The 19108-nt window shown below is 66.7% G+C and carries 17 protein-coding genes and 2 pseudogenes; 12 read left to right on the forward strand and 7 right to left on the reverse strand.

From position 1 onward, the window contains the following. Positions 1-175 precede the first annotated feature (175 nt). The 4 genes from QCD66_RS35255 to QCD66_RS35270 all read right to left on the reverse strand — a co-directional run bounded on the left by QCD66_RS35255 (position 176) and on the right by QCD66_RS35270 (position 4026). Positions 176-721, reverse strand: coding sequence for a hypothetical protein (locus QCD66_RS35255; protein ID WP_375736763.1), 546 nt, complete (start codon positions 719-721; stop codon positions 176-178). A 461-nt stretch (positions 722-1182) separates the two neighbouring features. Beyond that, positions 1183-1995 carry a class I SAM-dependent methyltransferase gene (locus QCD66_RS35260; protein ID WP_375736762.1) on the reverse strand — a complete coding sequence of 271 codons (813 nt, stop codon included), beginning with the start codon at positions 1993-1995 and terminating at the stop codon, positions 1183-1185. A gap of 95 nt (positions 1996-2090) precedes the next feature. Then, a complete protein-coding gene (locus tag QCD66_RS35265; protein ID WP_375736761.1) occupies positions 2091-3086 on the reverse strand; it encodes an ABC transporter substrate-binding protein in 996 nt (331 codons plus the stop codon). A 115-nt stretch (positions 3087-3201) separates the two neighbouring features. Further along, positions 3202-4026 (reverse strand): SAM-dependent methyltransferase, encoded by an 825-nt coding sequence (locus QCD66_RS35270; protein ID WP_407566944.1) that lies wholly within the window; start codon positions 4024-4026, stop codon positions 3202-3204. A gap of 684 nt (positions 4027-4710) precedes the next feature. Here QCD66_RS35270 and QCD66_RS35275 point away from each other — a divergent pair. Further along, complete coding sequence (locus tag QCD66_RS35275; protein ID WP_375736760.1) at positions 4711-5460, forward strand: XRE family transcriptional regulator; 750 nt, start codon at positions 4711-4713, stop codon at positions 5458-5460. A gap of 14 nt (positions 5461-5474) precedes the next feature. Further along, entirely contained in the window at positions 5475-5945 is a 471-nt protein-coding gene (locus tag QCD66_RS35280; protein ID WP_375736759.1) for an NUDIX hydrolase, read from the forward strand. Here QCD66_RS35280 and QCD66_RS35285 read toward each other — a convergent pair. Then, on the reverse strand, positions 5933-6430 hold the full coding sequence (locus tag QCD66_RS35285) for an HD domain-containing protein (RefSeq protein WP_407567270.1): 498 nt from the start codon (positions 6428-6430) through the stop codon (positions 5933-5935). The two genes, QCD66_RS35280 and QCD66_RS35285, sit on opposite strands and share 13 nt — an antisense overlap. 458 nt (positions 6431-6888) lie before the next feature. Between QCD66_RS35285 and QCD66_RS35290 the strand changes: the two genes are divergently transcribed. The 4 genes from QCD66_RS35290 (at position 6889) to QCD66_RS35305 (ending at position 10930) form a co-directional block, all read left to right on the forward strand. After that, positions 6889-8370: a helix-turn-helix domain-containing protein gene (locus QCD66_RS35290; RefSeq protein WP_407566945.1), complete on the forward strand. Its 1482-nt coding sequence runs from the start codon at positions 6889-6891 to the stop codon at positions 8368-8370. After that, positions 8367-8921 (forward strand): GNAT family N-acetyltransferase, encoded by a 555-nt coding sequence (locus QCD66_RS35295; RefSeq protein ID WP_375737336.1) that lies wholly within the window; start codon positions 8367-8369, stop codon positions 8919-8921. The genes QCD66_RS35290 and QCD66_RS35295 overlap by 4 nt, the downstream gene beginning before the upstream one ends. A gap of 142 nt (positions 8922-9063) precedes the next feature. Further along, on the forward strand, positions 9064-10431 hold the full coding sequence (locus QCD66_RS35300; protein WP_407566946.1) for a helix-turn-helix domain-containing protein: 1368 nt from the start codon (positions 9064-9066) through the stop codon (positions 10429-10431). 55 nt (positions 10432-10486) lie between these two features. Next, positions 10487-10930 carry a 2'-5' RNA ligase family protein gene (locus tag QCD66_RS35305; protein WP_375735917.1) on the forward strand — a complete coding sequence of 148 codons (444 nt, stop codon included), beginning with the start codon at positions 10487-10489 and terminating at the stop codon, positions 10928-10930. Here QCD66_RS35305 and QCD66_RS35310 read toward each other — a convergent pair. Then, positions 10863-12402: pseudogene (locus QCD66_RS35310) on the reverse strand (IS1634 family transposase). The gene QCD66_RS35305 and the pseudogene QCD66_RS35310 sit on opposite strands and share 68 nt — an antisense overlap. A gap of 74 nt (positions 12403-12476) precedes the next feature. Here QCD66_RS35310 and QCD66_RS35315 point away from each other — a divergent pair. From QCD66_RS35315 to QCD66_RS35340, 6 genes and pseudogenes are all read left to right on the forward strand, one after another. Beyond that, a complete protein-coding gene (locus tag QCD66_RS35315; protein ID WP_407566947.1) occupies positions 12477-13052 on the forward strand; it encodes a 2'-5' RNA ligase family protein in 576 nt (191 codons plus the stop codon). 4 nt (positions 13053-13056) lie between these two features. Then, positions 13057-13755 (forward strand): hypothetical protein, encoded by a 699-nt coding sequence (locus QCD66_RS35320; RefSeq protein ID WP_375735895.1) that lies wholly within the window; start codon positions 13057-13059, stop codon positions 13753-13755. 130 nt (positions 13756-13885) lie between these two features. Then, the gene (locus QCD66_RS35325) at positions 13886-14338 is read left to right on the forward strand and encodes a flavoprotein (protein ID WP_375735896.1); all 453 of its coding nucleotides are present in this window, start codon (positions 13886-13888) and stop codon (positions 14336-14338) included. Positions 14339-14359: 21 nt separating this feature from the next. Further along, positions 14360-15499 carry a DUF6244 family protein gene (locus tag QCD66_RS35330; protein ID WP_375735897.1) on the forward strand — a complete coding sequence of 380 codons (1140 nt, stop codon included), beginning with the start codon at positions 14360-14362 and terminating at the stop codon, positions 15497-15499. Beyond that, positions 15496-15897 (forward strand): Imm1 family immunity protein, encoded by a 402-nt coding sequence (locus tag QCD66_RS35335; RefSeq protein ID WP_375735898.1) that lies wholly within the window; start codon positions 15496-15498, stop codon positions 15895-15897. The genes QCD66_RS35330 and QCD66_RS35335 overlap by 4 nt, the downstream gene beginning before the upstream one ends. Before the next feature lie 557 nt (positions 15898-16454). Further along, positions 16455-17720, forward strand: a pseudogene (locus QCD66_RS35340) (IS701 family transposase). A 36-nt stretch (positions 17721-17756) separates the two neighbouring features. Here the strand turns inward: QCD66_RS35340 and QCD66_RS35345 are convergent. Further along, positions 17757-19082, reverse strand: coding sequence for an IS4 family transposase (locus QCD66_RS35345; protein WP_375735899.1), 1326 nt, complete (start codon positions 19080-19082; stop codon positions 17757-17759). Positions 19083-19108: the final 26 nt, after the last annotated feature.

Below are 19108 nucleotides of genomic sequence, written 5' to 3' on the forward strand. Positions count from 1 at the left end.
TATCGCGGTGTGACCACCCGGCCGTCGTCGAGCAGGAGCGGCCCGCTGGTGACGAGAGGCGGCTGGTCGGACTCGGGTTCGTTGGATGGGTCTGGCGCCATGGTGCACCTCTGCTGGCGGATCGATGATGGCCTGGACAGGGCATGGAGATTCGGGCCGGAGGGCAGCGCCCGCGTCATGGCTTGTCTGTCGGGTGGGTGTGCGTCCCGGCCTGGGGCAGCGGCTGCCAGAAGGCGCGTACGTCGTCCGCCAGCCGTGGAAGATGTCGACCGATGAGTCGCCGCAGCAGCGCACGCAGCGACCAGCTACGGCCACCCGCCGCTATCGCGGGCTCCTGCTGTTCACCGGTCTCCGGTGGCGCGGTGGGCTCGTGGCCGCCGGGTGGCATTTCGGTGGGGATGCCGATGGGGCAGGCAGGTGAGCGGCAGTCGGTCTGGTTGTAGTGCGCGTTCATCTGGTAGCGGGTGATCTCGACGATCGACCAGCCTGCTGGCCGCAGCGGGCCACGCTGCCAGTAGCCGCGGTCACCGGCGAGCCGGCGCTGCGCCTGATCGGCGGTGTGGCTGAACCCGACGAAGGTGTGGGTGCCGTCGGGCCAGTCCCTGCGCACCGCGAACCCGTTCTGCAACGGCTCGGGCGGCAGCATCGGCCAGCGGCGCGGCGGTGCCTTGCGGCGTTCGTCGGGTTCGCCGGGATTGTCGGGCCAATGTGGTCGGTCCATGGCAGTGGTGCTCCGTGGTGGGCAGGGTGGACGAGAAGACGTGGTGCGGACGGTCGAGGGACTGGCCGGTCGGCTCGGACGTCGGCTGGACCCCGGGTGCGGGCCGAGGAACTGGCCCGCACCCCGGGTTTCCCCCTTGGTTGGCCAGGCACGGCCCGGCAGCGGTAGGTAGCCGGTGGTGCTGGCCGGTGGGCTTGGGAAACCCATCGGCCAGCGACCGGAGACGTGTCGGCGTGGAACGGGCCGGACGTCCCGCCCCATCCACCCGGCGGGCACCAAAGGGTGGACGGCAGTCCTGCGCGGGTCAGGTCAGGTTCGGGCCCGGCGCTGCCGGCCGTATGTCGCGGTACCGCTGGCGAACGTGCTGGTTCCGGCCTTTGCCGGCAGCCGGGGATCCTGCCGCGCGGTGGCTGGCGGCGGGCCGACGATCGGCGAAGCGGCGGTTGCCGCGCGGCGGGTGGTCACGGCTTGCGACCGCTGACCGAGTAGAGCTGGTGCCCGCGTACGACGAGGCCACCGTCGGAACTGATGAGCAGGCGTTCGACGCGGGTGAGGTCGGCGTCGGTCAGGCCGGCGTCCCGTAGCCGGTCGCGGTGTTCGGCGATCGCGGTCAGGGCGAGGATCAGTCCTGGGCTGCCGGAGTGCCAGACCGGGGCGTTGATGACCGTGTCGACGTCGTGCAGTCCGGCGAGCCGCATCTGCTGGTGCAGGCGCAGCGACCACTGCGGGTCAGAGCCGGCGGCCTGGAAGACGCGCTGGTTGACCGCACGCTGGTAGGCGGTGAACAGGTCCCGGTCGTCGTCGGTGGCCGCGTCGAGGACGACGGCGTCGGCGGTGGCGTGCCAGTCCTCGACCATTAGGACACCGCCAGGAGCGAGAGCGGCCGCGAGGACGGCGAGCAGCTGCTCCCGCTGGGGCAGGTGCATGAGGACCAGGCGGGCGTGGATGAGGTCGAACGGGCCGTCGGGAAGCGGATCGGTGGTGATGTCGTGCCGGAGCACGGTCAGCCGCGGGTGCGCACCGATGTGCCGCGGCTTCAGATCCGTCGCAACGACGGTGCCGGCCGGACCGACCTGAGCGGCCAGCCAGACCGCGATCTCGCTGCCGCCGGCACCGATCTCCAGGCAGCGCTTACCGGCCAGGCCCAGATGGTGCAGCCGGCCGATGGTGAAGTCGTCCAGGGCCCTGGCAAGCGCGGACAGGTGCCGGCGGGCGGACGGCTGGTCGTTGTCGTAGGCGTAACCATGTGGTGTGACAGTCGCGTCGGTGGTCATGTCGAAGCACTCCAGATAAGAGGCGGGTGGGCCGGGAATCTGCCGGCCGGAGGCGCCCCGGGAAACTCCCGGCCCACCCTGCTGGGGAGGAAAGCTCAGGCGGGGACGAACCCGGTCGCGACCACATCCGTGGGCGTCAGACCGGCCGGAATGACACCGGCACCCTGCAGCACGGCGATGGCGCGGGCGATCCGTTCCGGGTCGAGGACGCCGGCGCGGGCATTCGACAGCACATAGGGCTGCATCAGCGCGACCTCCTGCGCGGCCGCGGCCGGGTCGGCCGACGGGACGTGCTTGTGCAGGATCTGGCCGGCCTCTTCGGGGTGGTCGATGGCGTAGACGAGACCCTCGAGCAGGGCTTCGCTGAACCGGCGCACCAGATCCGGATCCTCGTCGATCAACCTCGTCGGGGCGATCAGGGCATTGCCGTACAGGTCGGCGATGACATCCGAGTACGGCAACAGATGCACCGGCCGCCCCTGAGCCGCCTTCTCGACCGTGCCCCGGGCGACAGTGAACTGACCGATCCCGTCGACCTTGCCCGACGCGAGGGTCGCCGGAGTCTGCTGCGCGGGCACGTTCACCCACTGCACCCTCGTAGGGTCAATCCCGGCCAGCTTCGCGTAAGCGGGCCACAACAACATCGGCGCACCACCAGGCACCCCGCCGATCTTCTTCCCGACCAGGTCCGCCGGCACACTGATCCCCGACTCCCGCAAAACGGTGATCGAGTTCAGCGTCCGCTGCTGGATCGCCGCGACCGCCCGCACACCACCCCTGTGATTCCCCTCCCCGAGCATGACCATCACCCCGGACAGGTCGTTCGCGGAGAACTGCGCCTGACCAGCCGCCAACAGCTTCAGGTTGTCCGCCGACCCCTGCCCGGGCTTGATCTCGACCTCAATCCCACGGTCGCGGAAGAAGCCCTTCTCAAGGGCGACCCAGGCGTACGCCTCCCGACCGAAGGACGCCACCGCGGTCAGGTACGTGACCCTGTCCACGCCGTCCGGCGCCTTCGCCGGCCTGCCGGTGGCGCAGCCAGCGGCGACAGCCATCAGCCCGACCACCGCCGCAGCGCCGACCCGGCGCACGATTCCGATACTCACTTATCCTCCCCAGATGGATAAAACAGGCGCACGATAGGCGCGCCGATCCACCGGCCAGACCACCCGCGGACTCCTGGCCGCCAGCGCCGACCGGCGACAGCTACACAGAACTCCGCAGACCCACACCCGCCCAGATCGGCACCGGGCCCAGATCCGCGGACTCCTCAAGGTCTTCCAGCTCCGGCGACCACTGGTCGACCGGCACCACCCCCGGCGACAGCAACTCCCAGCCCGCGAACAGATCCACCACCTGGTTACGGCTGCGGAACGTCAACGGCGACCCCGTCGACTCCCGGTACCGCCGCACCACCCCGACCGTCTCCCGCGACATCTGCGCCGGCGTGGTCAAGTGCGACAACACGAGATAGCTGCCCGGCACCACCGCGGCCCGGAACCGGCCCAAAATCGGCGCGGGGTCCTCCTCTACAAAGTGGAACACCGCCGCCGCCACGATCCCCACCGGACGATCGAAATCGATCAAACGCCGGGTGGCCGGGTCCTCTAGGATCGCCTCCACGTCACGAACATCGGCCTGGACCACCGCAGTCCGCTCATCCCCAGCCAGGAGCTGCTGACTGAAAGCAACCGCCACCGGATCCACATCGACGTACACGACCCGCCCGTCAGGGGTGACGGCGTGCACGATCTCATGAACGTTCCCGACGGTCGGGAGCCCTGAGCCAAGATCGATCACCTGGTCGACGCCCTCGTCCAGCAAGCCGTCGACCGCCCGGCGCAGGAAACGACGGTTCGCCCGTGCATAACGAACGGCCTGCGGCTCGGCCGCAAGCATCCGACCAGCCATCTCGCGATCGACCTCAAAATTCGCCGACCCCCCAAGCAGCACGTCATAAACTCGAGCGGCGCTTGGGTGATCCGCACCCATGGCGCCGAAACTCCCGCCGGTAGCGCCTTGGGCATTCATACGGCGACCCGCGCGCCTCGAACCGCTGACATTCTGAAGTCCTCCATCAGTTGACCCGGCGATTCAGTAGCGAGTTGAACCACGTCGGATGCCCGACCGATAGGCAGGCGCACCGCACCAAAGCGTCGCGACAGGAAACGCCGACTGTTCCTGCCGCCGCCCCATTGACGTCAGCGGGCGCAGGTGCACGCCCCAGTCATCCAGCCGTCGAAGCGTGCTCCCTCTCGCCGCTTATCGCTGGGAGCACGATGCCGAACGATTTGAGGCCGTGACATGACCAAGAGTGGGTAACGGTATGCACAGCTCGCATAACGCCCTTGCGGCTTACGAACTCGGCCAGCCCAGGCGACTCCGGTCGGCGCCGCGATATGGGGGTAGCCGAACGATGTCGCACGCGGGGGGCGCCGACCACTATGGCGCGCCCGCCGCTACGCCTGGTTCACCGATACCTGGTACGACAGCCTCGAGGTCTTCAGCGTCAGACACCCATGGCCGACTCCCCCTTCGTTGCAAGCGGGCCTCTATCGCCGGGCCACTCGCGTCCTCTGCGGACGGCAGTTCTCGTGGTTACAGACTGCGTTGGCCGACCGTGACGACTTAACCTCAGGCGTGGACGACTAGGGACGTCCTCGATAAGGTGAGCCGTCCCTCTAGATGTCCCTACATGTGCCGATGGAGAGTGTGGTGCCGAACGACCGGCTACGAGACGGACTGCTCAAGCGAGGGCTGACGCCGGCCGCCCTTGCCGAAGAACTGGGCGTAGATCCGAAGACCGTCGAGCGGTGGATCACACAAGACCGCACGCCGTACCCGCGCTACCGGCACGCCATCGCGGCCCTGCTCAGGGAAGGCGAGTCTTACCTGTGGCCGTCCGCCCTGCCCGCCGAGCGTGCCGCGCAGGTCAGCCAGTCGGAAATCGTGCACGTCTACCCGCGTCGCGGAGCCGTGCCGCAGGAACTGTGGCAGCGCCTACTCGACGGCGCCAGCCGCCACATCGGCATCCTGGTCTACGCCGGACTATTCCTGCCCGAGCAGAATCCGCGGTGGGTGGCGACGCTGCGGGCCAAGGCAGAGGCCGGCGCCCAGGTAGAACTGCTGTTCGGCGACCCGGAGGGCCAGCACGTCGCCCAGCGGGGCGAGGACGAGGGCATCGGGTCGGCCATCGCCAGCAAGGTGCTCAACACCCTGGCCTTCTACAAGGACCTACGAGGACTGGACACCGTCGGCATCTACTACCACGACACGATCCTCTACAACTCGATCTACCGCTTCGATGAGGAACTGTTGGTGAACACCCACCTCTACGGCACGCCAGCAGCCTACGCTCCCGTCCTGCACCTCCGGCGGCTCGGCGGCGGGGAACTGTTTGACAACTACGTGTCAAGCTTCAACCGCACGATCTCGCAGGCCCGAGCGGTCTGGCCAGAGGACTGATGGGAAGCTGAGACATGGCACGGACCGAGCACTTCAACAACCCGCAGGCGCCCAAACCGAACAGCATCGTCGTCGCCGTGACCGTCTTCGTCCAAGACGACAAGGACCGTGTTCTACTCATCCAGCGGACCGACAACGGCCTATGGGCGCTCCCCGGCGGCGCCCAGGACTTCGGTGAATACATTGCCGAGACGGCCGTACGCGAGACCCGCGAAGAGACTGGCATCGAGGTCGAAGTGACCGGGGTCGTCGGTATCTACACCAACCCGAACCATGTGGTGGAGTACAGCGACGGCGAGGTTCGACAGCAGTTTTCTATCTGCCTACGGGCTACGTACATCGCGGGGGAACCGACGATGAGCGACGAGTCCTCCGCCGTCCAGTGGGTTCCACAAGAAGGCTTGAACTCTATATCGATCCATCCGTCCATGCGCCTCCGAATCGATCACGGGTTCGAGCGGCGCCCCGATCCCTACATTGGCTGATTGGCGATACGTTCTTCGGTCCTTCGAATAGAATCGATCAGAGCAGGCTCGGCCCTCTCCCAGAATCGCGTCACCAAATCGTCAGGACCGTACCGATTTCGGATTTCGGCAAGCCTGTCTTTGACAGTTAGATCTTGCCCGTCTGGACCGGTCGTCATATCTGCATACCAGAGCGCGTCCGCCGTCGGCGAGAGTTCGCACGGAAATTCCGCCTCGAGGGCACCGCCCAAGCCTCGTTCGTCTGCCTCGTATTGGGCACACGAATGGTAAGCGACTAGGGCGGCGAGCCGCAGATTGTAGCCCGACGCCCTGAGCCACCGTGCGCCGTCGAGGGCGTGAAAGCCAGTGTCCGTGATGGTGGGGGCGTATCCGATGTCGTGTAACCAGGCGGCTGCGACGAGTAGGTCGGCATCTCTCGCGGCGAGTGCTCCTAGGCCGGCGGCCTTGCGCGCGACTGCTTGCACGTGGCGCCACCGGTTGGGCATAACCACGGCGAGATGGCGCTCGGCGACCTGGGCAGCTACGTCTTGCAGTCGACTCACCGCTTGATCGTAAGACTCAGCCGAAATCCCTGCCAGAGAACGTCGCCATCGCCGAGATGACTCTCACTGCTGGAGACATCAGCAAGTTCGATAAGTGTCGATCAGGTTAACAAAAGGGCGTCAGAAAGCAGGGCTGTTCCCGCAATAGTCGCGGTGGTTCGAAAAGCAGGCAGCGTATGGAACACTGGCATGCAGCGAACTGGGGCGACAAGCGACGTCCGGCGTGGTACCGGGCCGGACGGTCAACCGGCCGCCCGGGTCGGGTACGGGAGGTGGACATCGTGGCGGGAGCGGGTGCGCGTTGCTCGTCCTGTGGAGGACGCCTCGCCCGAGACAACCGCAACGCGCAGTGCGGGGCATGTCAGACAGCCAAACGCGGTGAGCCGTTCCACGTACCCCACATGACCGGGGAGTTCTGGGACGACCCGGCGATGCGAGACGCGCTCCGCAACCGCCACCTCGGCCAGATCATCCGCGCCTGGCGAACCCATCCACAACAGGGGCGGCAGGCGGTCAGCCAAAACCTCGTCGCGGCATGGATGGGCATCACCCAGACCCAACTCAGCCGCATCGAGACCGGAGGCCCAGTCGTCCACCTCGACCGACTCATCGAGTGGGCCAAAGCGTTACGCATCCCACCCCACCTACTGTGGTTCACACTGCCCACCAACGACAGCAGCGACAGCCAAAAGGCGCCCAGCCGCAGCGAATTGCACGATCCCGGTCGAACGGCCCCGGCCGAGACCCGGTACCCGGATCACGACAGGCATCAAGCACTCCGGTCGAGAGTGCTGAACTACCGGTGGGACGGCCCGGCAGAGCCGATGCCATTGACACAGGATGATGTGGTGAATCGTCGGGCGGTCCTGTACGGATTGATGGGGACGGCCGGGGCGGCCGGCAGCTCGTCTCTTGCCGCCCGTCTGGAGGCACTGCGGCGTGGCCTCGACGACAGGCTCAGCGGCGACGTAGTCGACAGTGCGGATGTCGATGAGTGGGAGCGTGTCATCGACCAGTACGCGCATGATGTCGGTCTGCTGTCCGCCGGTCGTGTGCTTCCGCAGCTCGCTACGGACCTCGAGGACATTCAGGCCAGCTTGCGTGGCGCCTCCGGGAAGCAGCGCGCTGACTTGGCGCATGTGTGTTCGAGGTTGAGCGCGCTCATCGCGATCACCCTGCTCAATCTCGATGAGGCGCAGATGGCGCGGCGCTATTGGCGTACGGCGACACGTGCCGCCGACCAGACGTCGGACCTTCGGCTACGGGCACTGATCCGCGGCCGGCGGGCCGTGTTCTCCCTGTACGACCAGCGATCCGCGTCGACGGTCCTGGCCCTGGCCGACGAGGCAATCGAGGTCGCGCCGGGGATCGCATGTACTGGAACCGTCAGTGCCCACGCAGCCCGCTCGCAAGCGCTCGCCCTGTTGGGCGATCACCGCGCTGCCCTGGACGCCCTCGACGAGACGTTCAAGGCGTTTGCCCGGCTACCGGAGGCGACGGTGACCGACCGTAGCTCGCAGTGGGGCTGGAGCGAACAGCGTCTCAGACATGTGGAAAGCCATGTGCACTCGTACGCCGGCCGCACCCACGACGCCGCGAGGGCCCAGAACGTCGCGCTGTCCTTGTATCCGGCTCAGGCATATCAAGGGCCTGCCCAGATCGAGTTGCACCGGGCGGTGTCCATGATCGTCGCAGGTGACCCCTCCGAAGGCGCCCGCCACACCGTCCGTACCGTGAGCGGCCTTCCGGCTCACGTCCGCGACGACGCCCTCGTACGCCGCACGGCCGCACTGGCGCTCGACGCCATCCCCGCTGGCGCGGCGAAGCTACCGGCTGTTTCCCAGGCCCGTGACCTGCTGGCACTACCGATCGGCCCCTCATGACCCACACCCCACAAGCAGCATTCGCCCACTACACCGCACAGGACGTTGACGCCGTCCTCGACTCGGTCGTCGTTCCGATCTACGAGGCAACGCACGCCGACGTGATCAGCGACCCGTTCTACAGCGCCGAACGGTTCGTCGAGCGAGTCCGCCGGTACATGACGTCATCCGGATTCGAACTCGTCGCCGCCGAGGTGAACCGCCAGCCGGTGGGGCTGGCCTTCGGGTACGCACTACCCGAGGCAGCCCGCTGGTGGCAGGGACTGACCACCCCGGTCGACCCGGACCTCATCGCCGAGACCGGGCACCGGACGTTCGCCCTGTGTGAGCTGATGGTGCACCCCGACTGGCAACGCCGAGGCATCGCGCAGGCCCTACACGACGAACTGCTGCACCACCGGCCCGAACAACGAGCGACGCTGCTGGTCCGCGAGGACAACACCGCCGCTCAGACCGCCTACGCGAAGTGGGGGTGGGAGAAGATGGGCAAGCTGAAACCGTTCCCGGACTCCCCGAACTACGACGCCCTGATCCTGCCGCTGGACAGGTAGCACACGGGAGGTGGACATCATGGCGGGAGAAGCGAGTGCGCGTTGCTCGTCCTGTGGAGGACGCCTAGCCCGAGACAACCGCAACGCGCAGTGCGGGGCATGTCAGACAGCCAAACGCGGTGAGCCGTTCCACGTACCCCACATGACGGCGGAATTCTGGGACGAGCCAGCGATGCGAGACGCGCTCCGCAACCGCCACCTCGGCCAGATCATCCGCGCCTGGCGAACCCATCCACAACAGGGGCGGCAGGCGGTCAGCCAAAACCTCGTCGCGGCATGGATGGGCATCACCCAGACCCAACTCAGCCGCATCGAGACCGGAGGCCCAGTCGTCCACCTCGACCGACTCATCGAGTGGGCCAAAGCGTTACGCATCCCACCCCACCTACTGTGGTTCACACTGCCCACCAACGGCGACAGCCAAGAAACACTAGATCAGTCGCCGATTGGCCCACCCCCCTTGCGGTCGGCAGCGGAAGGCGCGGCGGCGGCCGAAAACACCACTGATGTCCCCTTGCCGCTAGACCGCGAGTCCGATGAGGAGGACCTCGTTGACGTGGCTGGCCGCATCCAACGCTTGAGAAGGACTGTAGCTCCCGAAGTTATCGACCATCTTAGGGATAGCTTACGAGGTGCCATAGAAGGGTATGAGCGTTCTGCTGCCTCGACTCAAATTCATCGCCTGGTTCGACAACGAAGGTGGATCGATGAACTAGTTGGCGAATGTGGAGATCAGGCGCAACAACGGCAATTGTTCGCTGTTGCCGCAGGAGTTTCGGGGCTACTCGGCTATATAACTGTGGGACGCAGTAGGTTTGTACTTGCGCGCGCTTACTGCGAGGAGGCTTTCCAGCTTGGGCGTGCCGCCAATGACGCAAACCTGCAAGCCTGGGCCCGCGGCCTACAGAGCTTCTGCGAGTATTACGCACGGAGGTACAATAGCGCATTCGATTTTGCAGTCGACGGCCTAGCGATCGCAGGATCGGGTCCGCAGAGCGTCCGCCTCGCAGTTAACGGTGTAGCACGATCGCTGGGTAAACTGGGCGACGTGGAAGGCGTACATCGCATCATCGGTGATGCCTACGGGTTGTTGGCAAGGAACGAGCCTCCTTCGGGTATTCCATCGAGCATCTCGTTCGGTTGCTACAATGAGACGCAGGTTGCGAGTAACGCCGCGACAGCTTACGTATCCCTAGGAATGCCGGAAAAGGTTGACGAGTACATCAGTCTCGCACTGCCGGAAATCATCGACTCTGGATCCACATGGAGTCGATCACTGGTGGCGCTTGATATTGCCAAATCCTGCACGGTCTCGAAGGGCGATCTTGATCGTGCCTGCGATGCCGCGATCGAAGCACTTAAGATCTCGTTCAACAAGCCGGTAGTCTCCGTCGAGCAGCGGGCAACCGAGTTCGTACAGGCAGCCACTCAAGCCTGGGGCAATGTAAGCCAGGTTCAGCAGGTCAGCGAGGCTCTTGCCCACTACGTGAAGGGCTACCGGGTTGGGTAAACGCGAGACCGGGCCGGTCGACACTGAAGAGTTCCGCCGGTTTCAGCGAATTCTCATGCTGACCAATCACTGGGATCGACCTCGGGGACCTCGCTCCTACTACTGGTATTTGACTTTCCGCAGATCTCCTCAATTGCAGGCTTTCGTTGCGCGCTGTCAGGCTCTCATCAACTTCCCTTTCTATGATCTCGTCGAAAACCGCGCCTTGCACCTCACGATTGATCGGATCGCCTACGAGGGCAACGTTGCCGACAGGGAACTGATCGAGATTGAAGCGACCGCGAGGCACACCTGCCGTGCGGTGCCGGCATTCGAGTTGCATGTGGGATCAATAGGAGGAACGCCAGGCGCTATCGGATTCAGCATGCATCCTGTTGAGCCGCTACGGCAACTAAGGAACGCACTCCGAGAGGCCACCCGGCTTGGGCCATTTAGTGCGTGCCGTGGATGGCGTCGAGTGCGGTTTGGAGGTCGTTTGGGAGGGGGTCGGCGGCGGTGATGGTGTGTTCTCCGGCCTGGATCTGGATGGTGCGGTAGCGGCGGGCGGTGGTGACGAAGCGTTTGATGGTCCAGCCGGTGGTGTTCTCGATCCAGCGGGACACGGCCAGGGCGGCGAACACGATGGTCAGGTGCGCTTCGATCGATTCGCGGGTGTGGTGGTAGACGGGTCGGGCGGCCAGGTCGGTCTTGGACATCCGGAAGCTCTTCTCGACCTGTAGCAGCCGGCTGTAGGCGGCGATGACCTGCTGCGGGTCGGGGTTCGGGAGGTTGGTGACGTAGCCCTTGATCCCGGCCAGGGCCCGGTTCTTCGCTTCCAGGGTCCGGTTGACGCTCTTGGTCGCGCCGGTCAGGCGTACGTACCGGTTCCGCTTGACTGGGGTCCGGCCCTCGACGGCGTTCTCGGCCTTGGCGATCTGGGTGTCGATCCCGCGCAGGGTGCGGCGGGCCCTGTCCGCCTTGTACTGATAGAAGAACGTGTGGTCGCGGCGGTTGTCGCCGCGGCCGGCCGGCCACGGCTGGACGAACACGTGCCCGTCGGGGATCTCGGCGTCGGGGTGGGCGTCGCGCCATACCTTGACGACGTAGGGCACCTCGGGGATGCGGGCGCCGAGGATGAACGACAGCCCCGCGGCCTCGATGGCGCGTTTGTTGGCCTCGGACACCATCCCGGCGTCGGCCACGACGGTGACGTCGGCCAGGCGGTGCGCGTCGAGGAAGGCCCGTAGAACGGGCAGCATGGTGGTGGTCTCGGCCCGGTTGCCCTCGAACGCGTGCACCATCAGCGGGAACCCCGACCCGTCAGTCAACAGGCCGACGGTGATCTGCGGCTCCAGGCGACGTTCCTTGCTGAAGCCGGGCTCGCGGAACCCGTCACCCTCGTCGGTCTCGAAGTACAACGTCGTGACGTCGTACAGCAGCAACGTCGCCGGCCCCAAGCCGACGTGCGCGGCGCAGGCACGGGCCAGCCTGGCCCGCCACCGCCCGCCAGCGGGATCGACCTGCCCGGTTTCCAGGTCAGCGGCGCCGTCGCCGTCCCGGGCGGTGTCGTCGGGGTTCTGTCCGGCGCCGGCTGTAGATACGCAGCCGTCGCTTCACCGTCCGGTAGGACGGCGGGTCCATACCCGCCTCAGCCAGGACCCGTAGGGAGTCCAGCTTGCTGGTCGGCTCGATGATCCTGGCCAACACCAAGGCCTTGAACACCTCGTCGCGGCCGGCCGCGGCCGCGAACCCCAACACGTCGTAGCCACGGCCGAGCGCGTCCAGCAGGTGCCCCATCCGGGAGGAGGTGATCGGCAACGCCTCGCCCTGGTTGGCCGGACCGCCCGGCAGACGCAGATCCAACTCGCCCTGCCCCGCGGCCAGCCGCTGCCGCGCCACCGCCTTCAGCAACTCCAGGTCCGCATCGGTGTGAGCGGACCCGATGTGCTCGATATCCCGCGACCCCCGCCGCTGCGAGTGCACGATCTGCACCGCCCGCGCCCCGGACGCCGTCCTCACCGTCCGCACGTACGCCACAGCCGACACGATAGAACCCGGCCCGTTTAGTGCGTACCTCCCGACACAACACCCCAGCTCACAGCCCTACCCGCCATCGAATCAGCCAACCGTGGCCCAAGTCGGGTCAGGCTCTCATCAACTTCCCTTTCTATGATCTCGTCGAAAACCGCGCCTTGCACCTCACGATTGATCGGATCGCCTACGAGGGCAACGTTGCCGACAGGGAACTGATCGAGATTGAAGCGACCGCGAGGCACACCTGCCGTGCGGTGCCGGCATTCGAGTTGCATGTGGGATCAATAGGAGGAACGCCAGGCGCTATCGGATTCAGCATGCATCCTGTTGAGCCGCTACGGCAACTAAGGAACGCACTCCGAGAGGCCACGCTTTCAGTGCTACCTGACGCTCCCGTGAAGAGTCTCAGCTTCAATCCGCACCTCACGATTGCCTACAGCAATACGCACGTTTCCGCTGCTCGAGCGATTGCCGCCGCCGAGGCAGTGAATGAGTTGCCCCGTGTTAGCGTTTCCGTAGAGACTGTAGACCTGGTATTAATGGAACGCCGAGAAAGCGCGTACACCTGGGAAGAGGTCGCACAGATAAATCTCGCCACCAAGAGGTAGCTTTATGACTGTCGAAGTAAGGACCTTCGAGTCGGCCCACGCACCGCTCGAAGAGCAGTCAACTGGGCATTCTTGGGGGAGCCGCTGTCCGTTTACGGACACGTCTATTCGAAGGAATTGCTTGAACCCGCTCTGCGGCGCGCAGGAGGTGGCACTGATCGCGGCAGAGGCTCTCGCCGTCCACCCACGGCACGCCCACCCGCGCTACCTCTCGGTACGAGGCGCACTCCTGTTACACGCCGCCGTCATGGCCGCCCGACTCCGCCAACGCACCGACGCTCAACAGAGGCTCGAAGAGGCCGAGCAGGTCGTCAACGACCTCGGCGACGACCGCAACGAGATGTGGACCGCCTTCGGCCCGACCAACGTCGCCCTCCACCACTTGTCGGTAGCCGCTGCTCTCGCCGACCACCACCACGATGCCGTCGACCTCGGCAACCGCATCGACACCAACCGCCTCCCGCCCGCCCTGGTCAGCCGTCGCGCCCAGGTACACCTCGACCTCGCCGCCGTACACAGCCAACGACCCAACGGCGATCCGCAGGCGCTGCTACACCTCATGGAAGGCGAGCGCATCGCACCCCAGGCCATCCGTCACAACGCCGACGCCCGCCACCTGATCGCCGCAATGCTGAGACGGGCCCGCCGCGGCGACACTCCCGGGCTTGCGGCCTTGGCCGAGCGAGCGGACGTAGCCGCATGACAGCAGACCAGCGCGCCCCCGTGCTGATGCTCGTGGTCTGCGCCGCACCACCCGCCATGCAGATCCACGAACTGGTAGAGCAGGTCCAGCTCGACGGCTGGAGGTCCAGGTGATCGCTACACCCACAGCCATGACCTGGATCGACACCGACCGGCTCACCACGCTGACCGGCAACCCGGTACGCGCGGCCACCCGACGCCCCGACGAACCCAAGTCGCTACCGACGGCGGACACGGTCGCCGTCGTGCCGGCAACCTTTAACACGATCAACCAGTGGTGCGCAGGGGTGAACGACACGCTCGCCCTGGGCGTACTCAACGAGGCCCTCGGCAGCCGGCTACCGATCATCGCCGCCCCGTACGCGAAACCCACCCTCACCGGCCACCCGATCTTCGGCAGGAACCTGCGGTTTCTCATGGACGTCGGCGTGGACCTCCTTCCCACCGAGGCCATCCGCCCAACGAACCCAGACCGGCCGTTTCGCTGGGAACTGATCACGCAGCGACTGAAGCCGTACCGGGAGAGAGCCCTCGCCCGGAGGGACAGCGATGCCGCCAGCCGCCGGAATGGTCCCGGCGTATAGGCGCCCGAGCCAGCCCCGGCCATGGTCATCGATAAGGGAGGTGGCGCGATCCCGCTGACGGACGAGATCGATGATGGCCTGCGAACGCTGGCCGCCACGGTGGACGGGGCAAGGAGCCAGACGGCGGCGATCGACGACGCCCTGACCCGGATCAGCACCACGGCCGCCGCGGCGGGCTTCACCGGCATCGTCGTCAGGCTGACGGCCATCCGCGAGGTAGTCGCAGATGTTCACGGACGGCTGGCGGCGGCCGGTGACGTGCTGGGGCAGGCCTTTCGGTCGGTTGCCGCCGTACCAGGCCAGCCTTCCCCTCACGACATCACCAACGCGCTCACCCCCATGCCGGCGGCCCTCACCGCCATCGACGGCCACCTCGTGGAGGCGGCATCCAGGGTCGAACAGGCCACCCGGCTCGTCACGGCGACCCTGCGAGGCGGTGAGCCCGGCCCGACCCTGTCACGCCTACAGCAGTTGGGCCGGACCCTCGCCGTAGCCAAGGCACACGGACACGCCGCACGGCAACGTGTCGAGTCGGCGCTGACGCGGGCACGCCAGGTCGGCGCCACCGGTCACCCAGCCGCCATCAGCGGTGACACCGGTGGCGGCCCCTCCAGGGACCCCCTATCGACTGGCCCAGGCCAGGCCAGGGATCCTGCCGGAACGCCGACATCCTCCCCGGTACAGGACCAGGCCATCCCCGAACCGGCCGATCCCGCCTGGGCACAGGCCGATCCCGCGACCTTGCCCGACACGGTAAGGAACGCCGCCGGCCGCCTAACGTCACGCCCGGCCGGCAGCACCCGCCCCACCCAAGGACTACTCGACGGCACCCCGGTCACCTCCGGCGGAGGCGACCGCACCCTGGCCGCCGACCTCGACCACGACCCGCTACGAGGCCCACCCGTCACCTTCTACGACCACGCCGAGTCCAAAGCCGCCGCACACATGCGCCGCACCGGCCGCACCGAATCCGACCTCGCCCTCGACAACACCGTCTGCGGCACCAACGACCGCGACAAGACCTACCCCTACACCTGCGACAAGATCCTGCCCGCCATCCTCCCCACCGGAAGCCGACTACGAGTCTGGGTCACCCGCGACGGCGGCAACACCTGGTGGCACCGTATCTACACCGGCACCGGCGAAAGGATCACCCGATGACGCCACAACTACGCGACTACCACGGACACCCCTACGAACTCACCGACCCCGAGCAGGCCGGACGCCGCTTCGACGAACAGATCGAAACGATCATGCCGCACGGAGGCTGCGGACAGAGGATCACCATCGGCCCACCCGACCAGCCCACCCTACGCATCGACATAGATATCGACGCCGACCGCGCCGCCCTACGCTGGCTACCCGACGGCAGTCACGCCGCCGCCCTGCCCCCCGACACCCCCATCACCGTCTACGAATCCCCCGACACCGGGCTGACCGACATCCCCGCCAACCTCGCCCGCCTGAACACCGCCACAACCCGCCAAGCCGTCATCGAATACGTCACCACCGGCACCCGCCCCACCAACGTGACCTGGCAACACCCGGCGCACAACTGATGCCACCCGGCGACCAGGCGGATTGCCGATCGGGGGCAGAGGAGCCGGCAGCCTGCGGTCACCCGGGCCGTGCCGCACATCAGAGAGGGGCAGCAGCCCAAGCGGGTGGTACCACCTCGGTGACATCGTCGCCGGGGGCCGCCCGACGCGGCCCAAGAATGGCCTGAGCCCGGTCGACCGCGCCCGCCCGGGCTCGAAGCACCGCGTCCTGACCGAGGGCGCCGGCAGGGTCCGTTGCGTCGGGTATCGGCAAGATCGAGGCAGACTTGAGTAGTGAGGTCATCGATCCGATCTGATTCGTGGCCGTGTGCGAGGTCGGTCTAGTACGACAGCCGTGGTTTGCCGAAGGAGTGTCTTCGCTGGTAGTGGCTGTTCTTGGCCCGGTATTGGTGCCGGCGGCGCCATCGTGACCATCGATCGATGAAGTCGCGGCAGCGCTGCGCGGTGATCAGGTGTGCCAGCGGCGTCCGTGACGGCCGATCAAGTGTCCTGTGTAGACTTCCTGCTCCGTGACCATGAGCGATCTTGAGGGATGGTCTGTCGGTCTCGACGACTTGATGTCCCGGGTGGCAGGCCGGTTCGGCCGGGTGGAGCCGCGCCGTCGTGCCCGCTCGTACGTGCTGGGCCTGCTGTCACCTCTCGCGGGGCAAGAACAGTTGGACCTTGGCCGAGGCCGCCGGTGACGTCAGCCCGGACGGCATGCAAGCACTACTCAACCGCTCGGTGTGGGACACCGACGGTGTGCGTGATGATCTGCGGGGCTACGTCGCCGAGCAGCTCGGCGACGTAGACGGTGTGCTCATCGTCGACGAGACCGGCTTCCTCAAGAAGGGCGTCAAGTCCGCCGGCGTACAGCGGCAGTACTCCGGCACCGCCGGACGCGTCGAGAACTGCCAGCTCGGCGTGTTCCTCGCCTATGCCAGCGCCGCAGGGCGCACGTTGATCGACCGCGAGCTGTATCTGCCGACCAAATGGTGTAACGACGCCGAGCGACGCACCGAGGCCGGTATCGGCACCGCAGTGCGGTTCGCGACCAAACCGCAGCTGGCGTTGCGGATGATCGAGCGAGCACTGGACGCGCGGATGCCAGCCAAGTGGGTCACCGCCGACGAAGCCTACGGCAGCGACTCGAAGTTCCGCATCGCACTGCAACAGCGCCGTATCGGCTATGTCGTGGCCGTCGCCTGCCGGCAGAAGATCCCGACAGAGACTGGCAGCGCACGCGCTGACGCCCTGGCTGCGGCCGCACCCGAGCCGGCTTGGAAACGACGCAGCTGCGGACCCGGCGCCAAGGGCGAACGCCTCTACGACTGGGCCGCCGCGACCCTGCCGGACACCGGCACCGCAGAGCACGGCTACCACCGTTGGCTACTCGTGCGACGCAGCATCAGCGATCCGGCCGAGCTGGCCTACTACCTCTGCTACGGCCCAGCCGACACCACCGACGAACACCTGATCAAGATCGCGGGCAGCCGCTGGGCCGTCGAGGAATGCTTCCAAACCGCCAAGGGGCAAGTCGGTCTCGACGAATACCAGGTCCGCCGCTACGACGCCTGGTACCGCCACATCACCCTGGCCATGCTCGCTCACGCCTTCCTCGCGGTCACCACCGCGGCAGTGGGAAAAGACCCCACTGCCACGACGGACTCATCCCCATCACCCTCGCAGAGACCCGTCGTCTGCTGGCACACCTGATCACCGCGCAGCGCTGCCGCGACTTCATCGATCGATGGTCACGATGGCGCCGCCGGCACCAATACCGGGCCAAGAACAGCCACTACCAGCGGAGACACTCCTTCGGCAAACCACGGCTGTCGTACTAGTACCAATGCCGTTCAGTTAGGCGGGTTGATCGGTTGTCAAGGTCCGGTGTCGAGGATGTTGATCTCGATGGTCCCTTTGTAGGTGGTGCGGTCGATGTCCGGGCCGCGGGCGTTGTACTTGGAGATGGCGCGTTTGACGGTCCGGGGTTTGGTCCGGACGCGCCGGTCGGGCATCAGCGTGGCCAGGACCCGCCGGCCGATCGTGCCGACGAGGTCGATGACCGTGTCGGCGATGACGTTGGCGGCTTGGATGACCTGGTCACGGGCGGTTTGCAGGGCGATGGTGAAGCTGGCCCGGTCGGGGGCCAGGCCGGGGATGGTGTCGGTGGCGTCGGTCATCGCGGTGCGGAGCACCTGGTAGGTGACCAGCAGGGCGTAGATCTCCTGGTTGATTCCGGCCGGGGTGCGGGCGCGTAGCACCCGCCCGCCCAGGATGGTGGACTTCAGTTCCAGGTAGACGCTCTCGATCTCCCAGCGCTGGTGGTAGAGGGTGATCAGCTCGCCGGCCGGATAGCGGTGCGGGTCGAGCAGGGTGGTGACCAGGCGGTAGGTGCCGGTGCACCGGCCGGCGCTGGTGACGATGCCGATCTCGGCCTCGATGACACGGACGGCGAGACTGCCGAGTTGGGACAGGTAGGTGCCGTCGCGGTGGCGGGATCTGACCGGCAGTCGTCGGCCGCTTTTGCATCGCACCAGCAGGTCCGCGCCGCTGCCGGCGAGGTGGGTCAGCAGGTTCGCAGCGGCGAAGTTGCGGTCGGCCAGCAGCAGCATGCCCGGTCGTAGACTGCCCGCTAACCGTGCCGCGTACCCGGTCTCTCCAGTACTGGCCGGGCCAAAGACCGCGTCGATGACGCTGCGGGTTCCGCAGGCCACCAGGGCCAGGAATCGGATGGTGGGGTAACCGCCCGCGCCGTGGTTGCAGCGGTGCTTGACGAAGCTGCGCAGGTTAGCGGCGCTGTCGGCCACGCTCATCAGCGTGCCGTCCACGGCGCAGACCAACAGCCCGCGCCAGGACACCGCTGCGGTCGCGGTCGTCGCGGCCGGGCCACGCAGCAGGTCGAACAACGCCCGCATCGGCGCCGCCCCGAGACGTTGCCGGGCCTGACGCAACGCGCTGGCCGTCGGCACAGCAACGACCAGGCCATGCAGCCCGGCGGTCAGCCGATGCCAGACCTGCCCGTAGCCCAACTCGGCGAACAGGCAGCCGGCCAGCAGCAGGTAGACCACCACCCTCGCCGGCAGCAACCGCACCCGCGACTGCACCGCGCCGGTACGTCGCAGCGCGTCATCGACCATCTCGAACGGCACCAGCTGGGTCAACTCACCTAGATGGCCCGGCGCGAACCGGCCCGCCGCCACCATCGTCGTACGCGTTATGGCAATCTGTC

It is taken from the genome of Polymorphospora sp. A560, from assembly GCF_045781765.1.
GTDB lineage: Bacteria > Actinomycetota > Actinomycetes > Mycobacteriales > Micromonosporaceae > Polymorphospora > Polymorphospora lycopeni.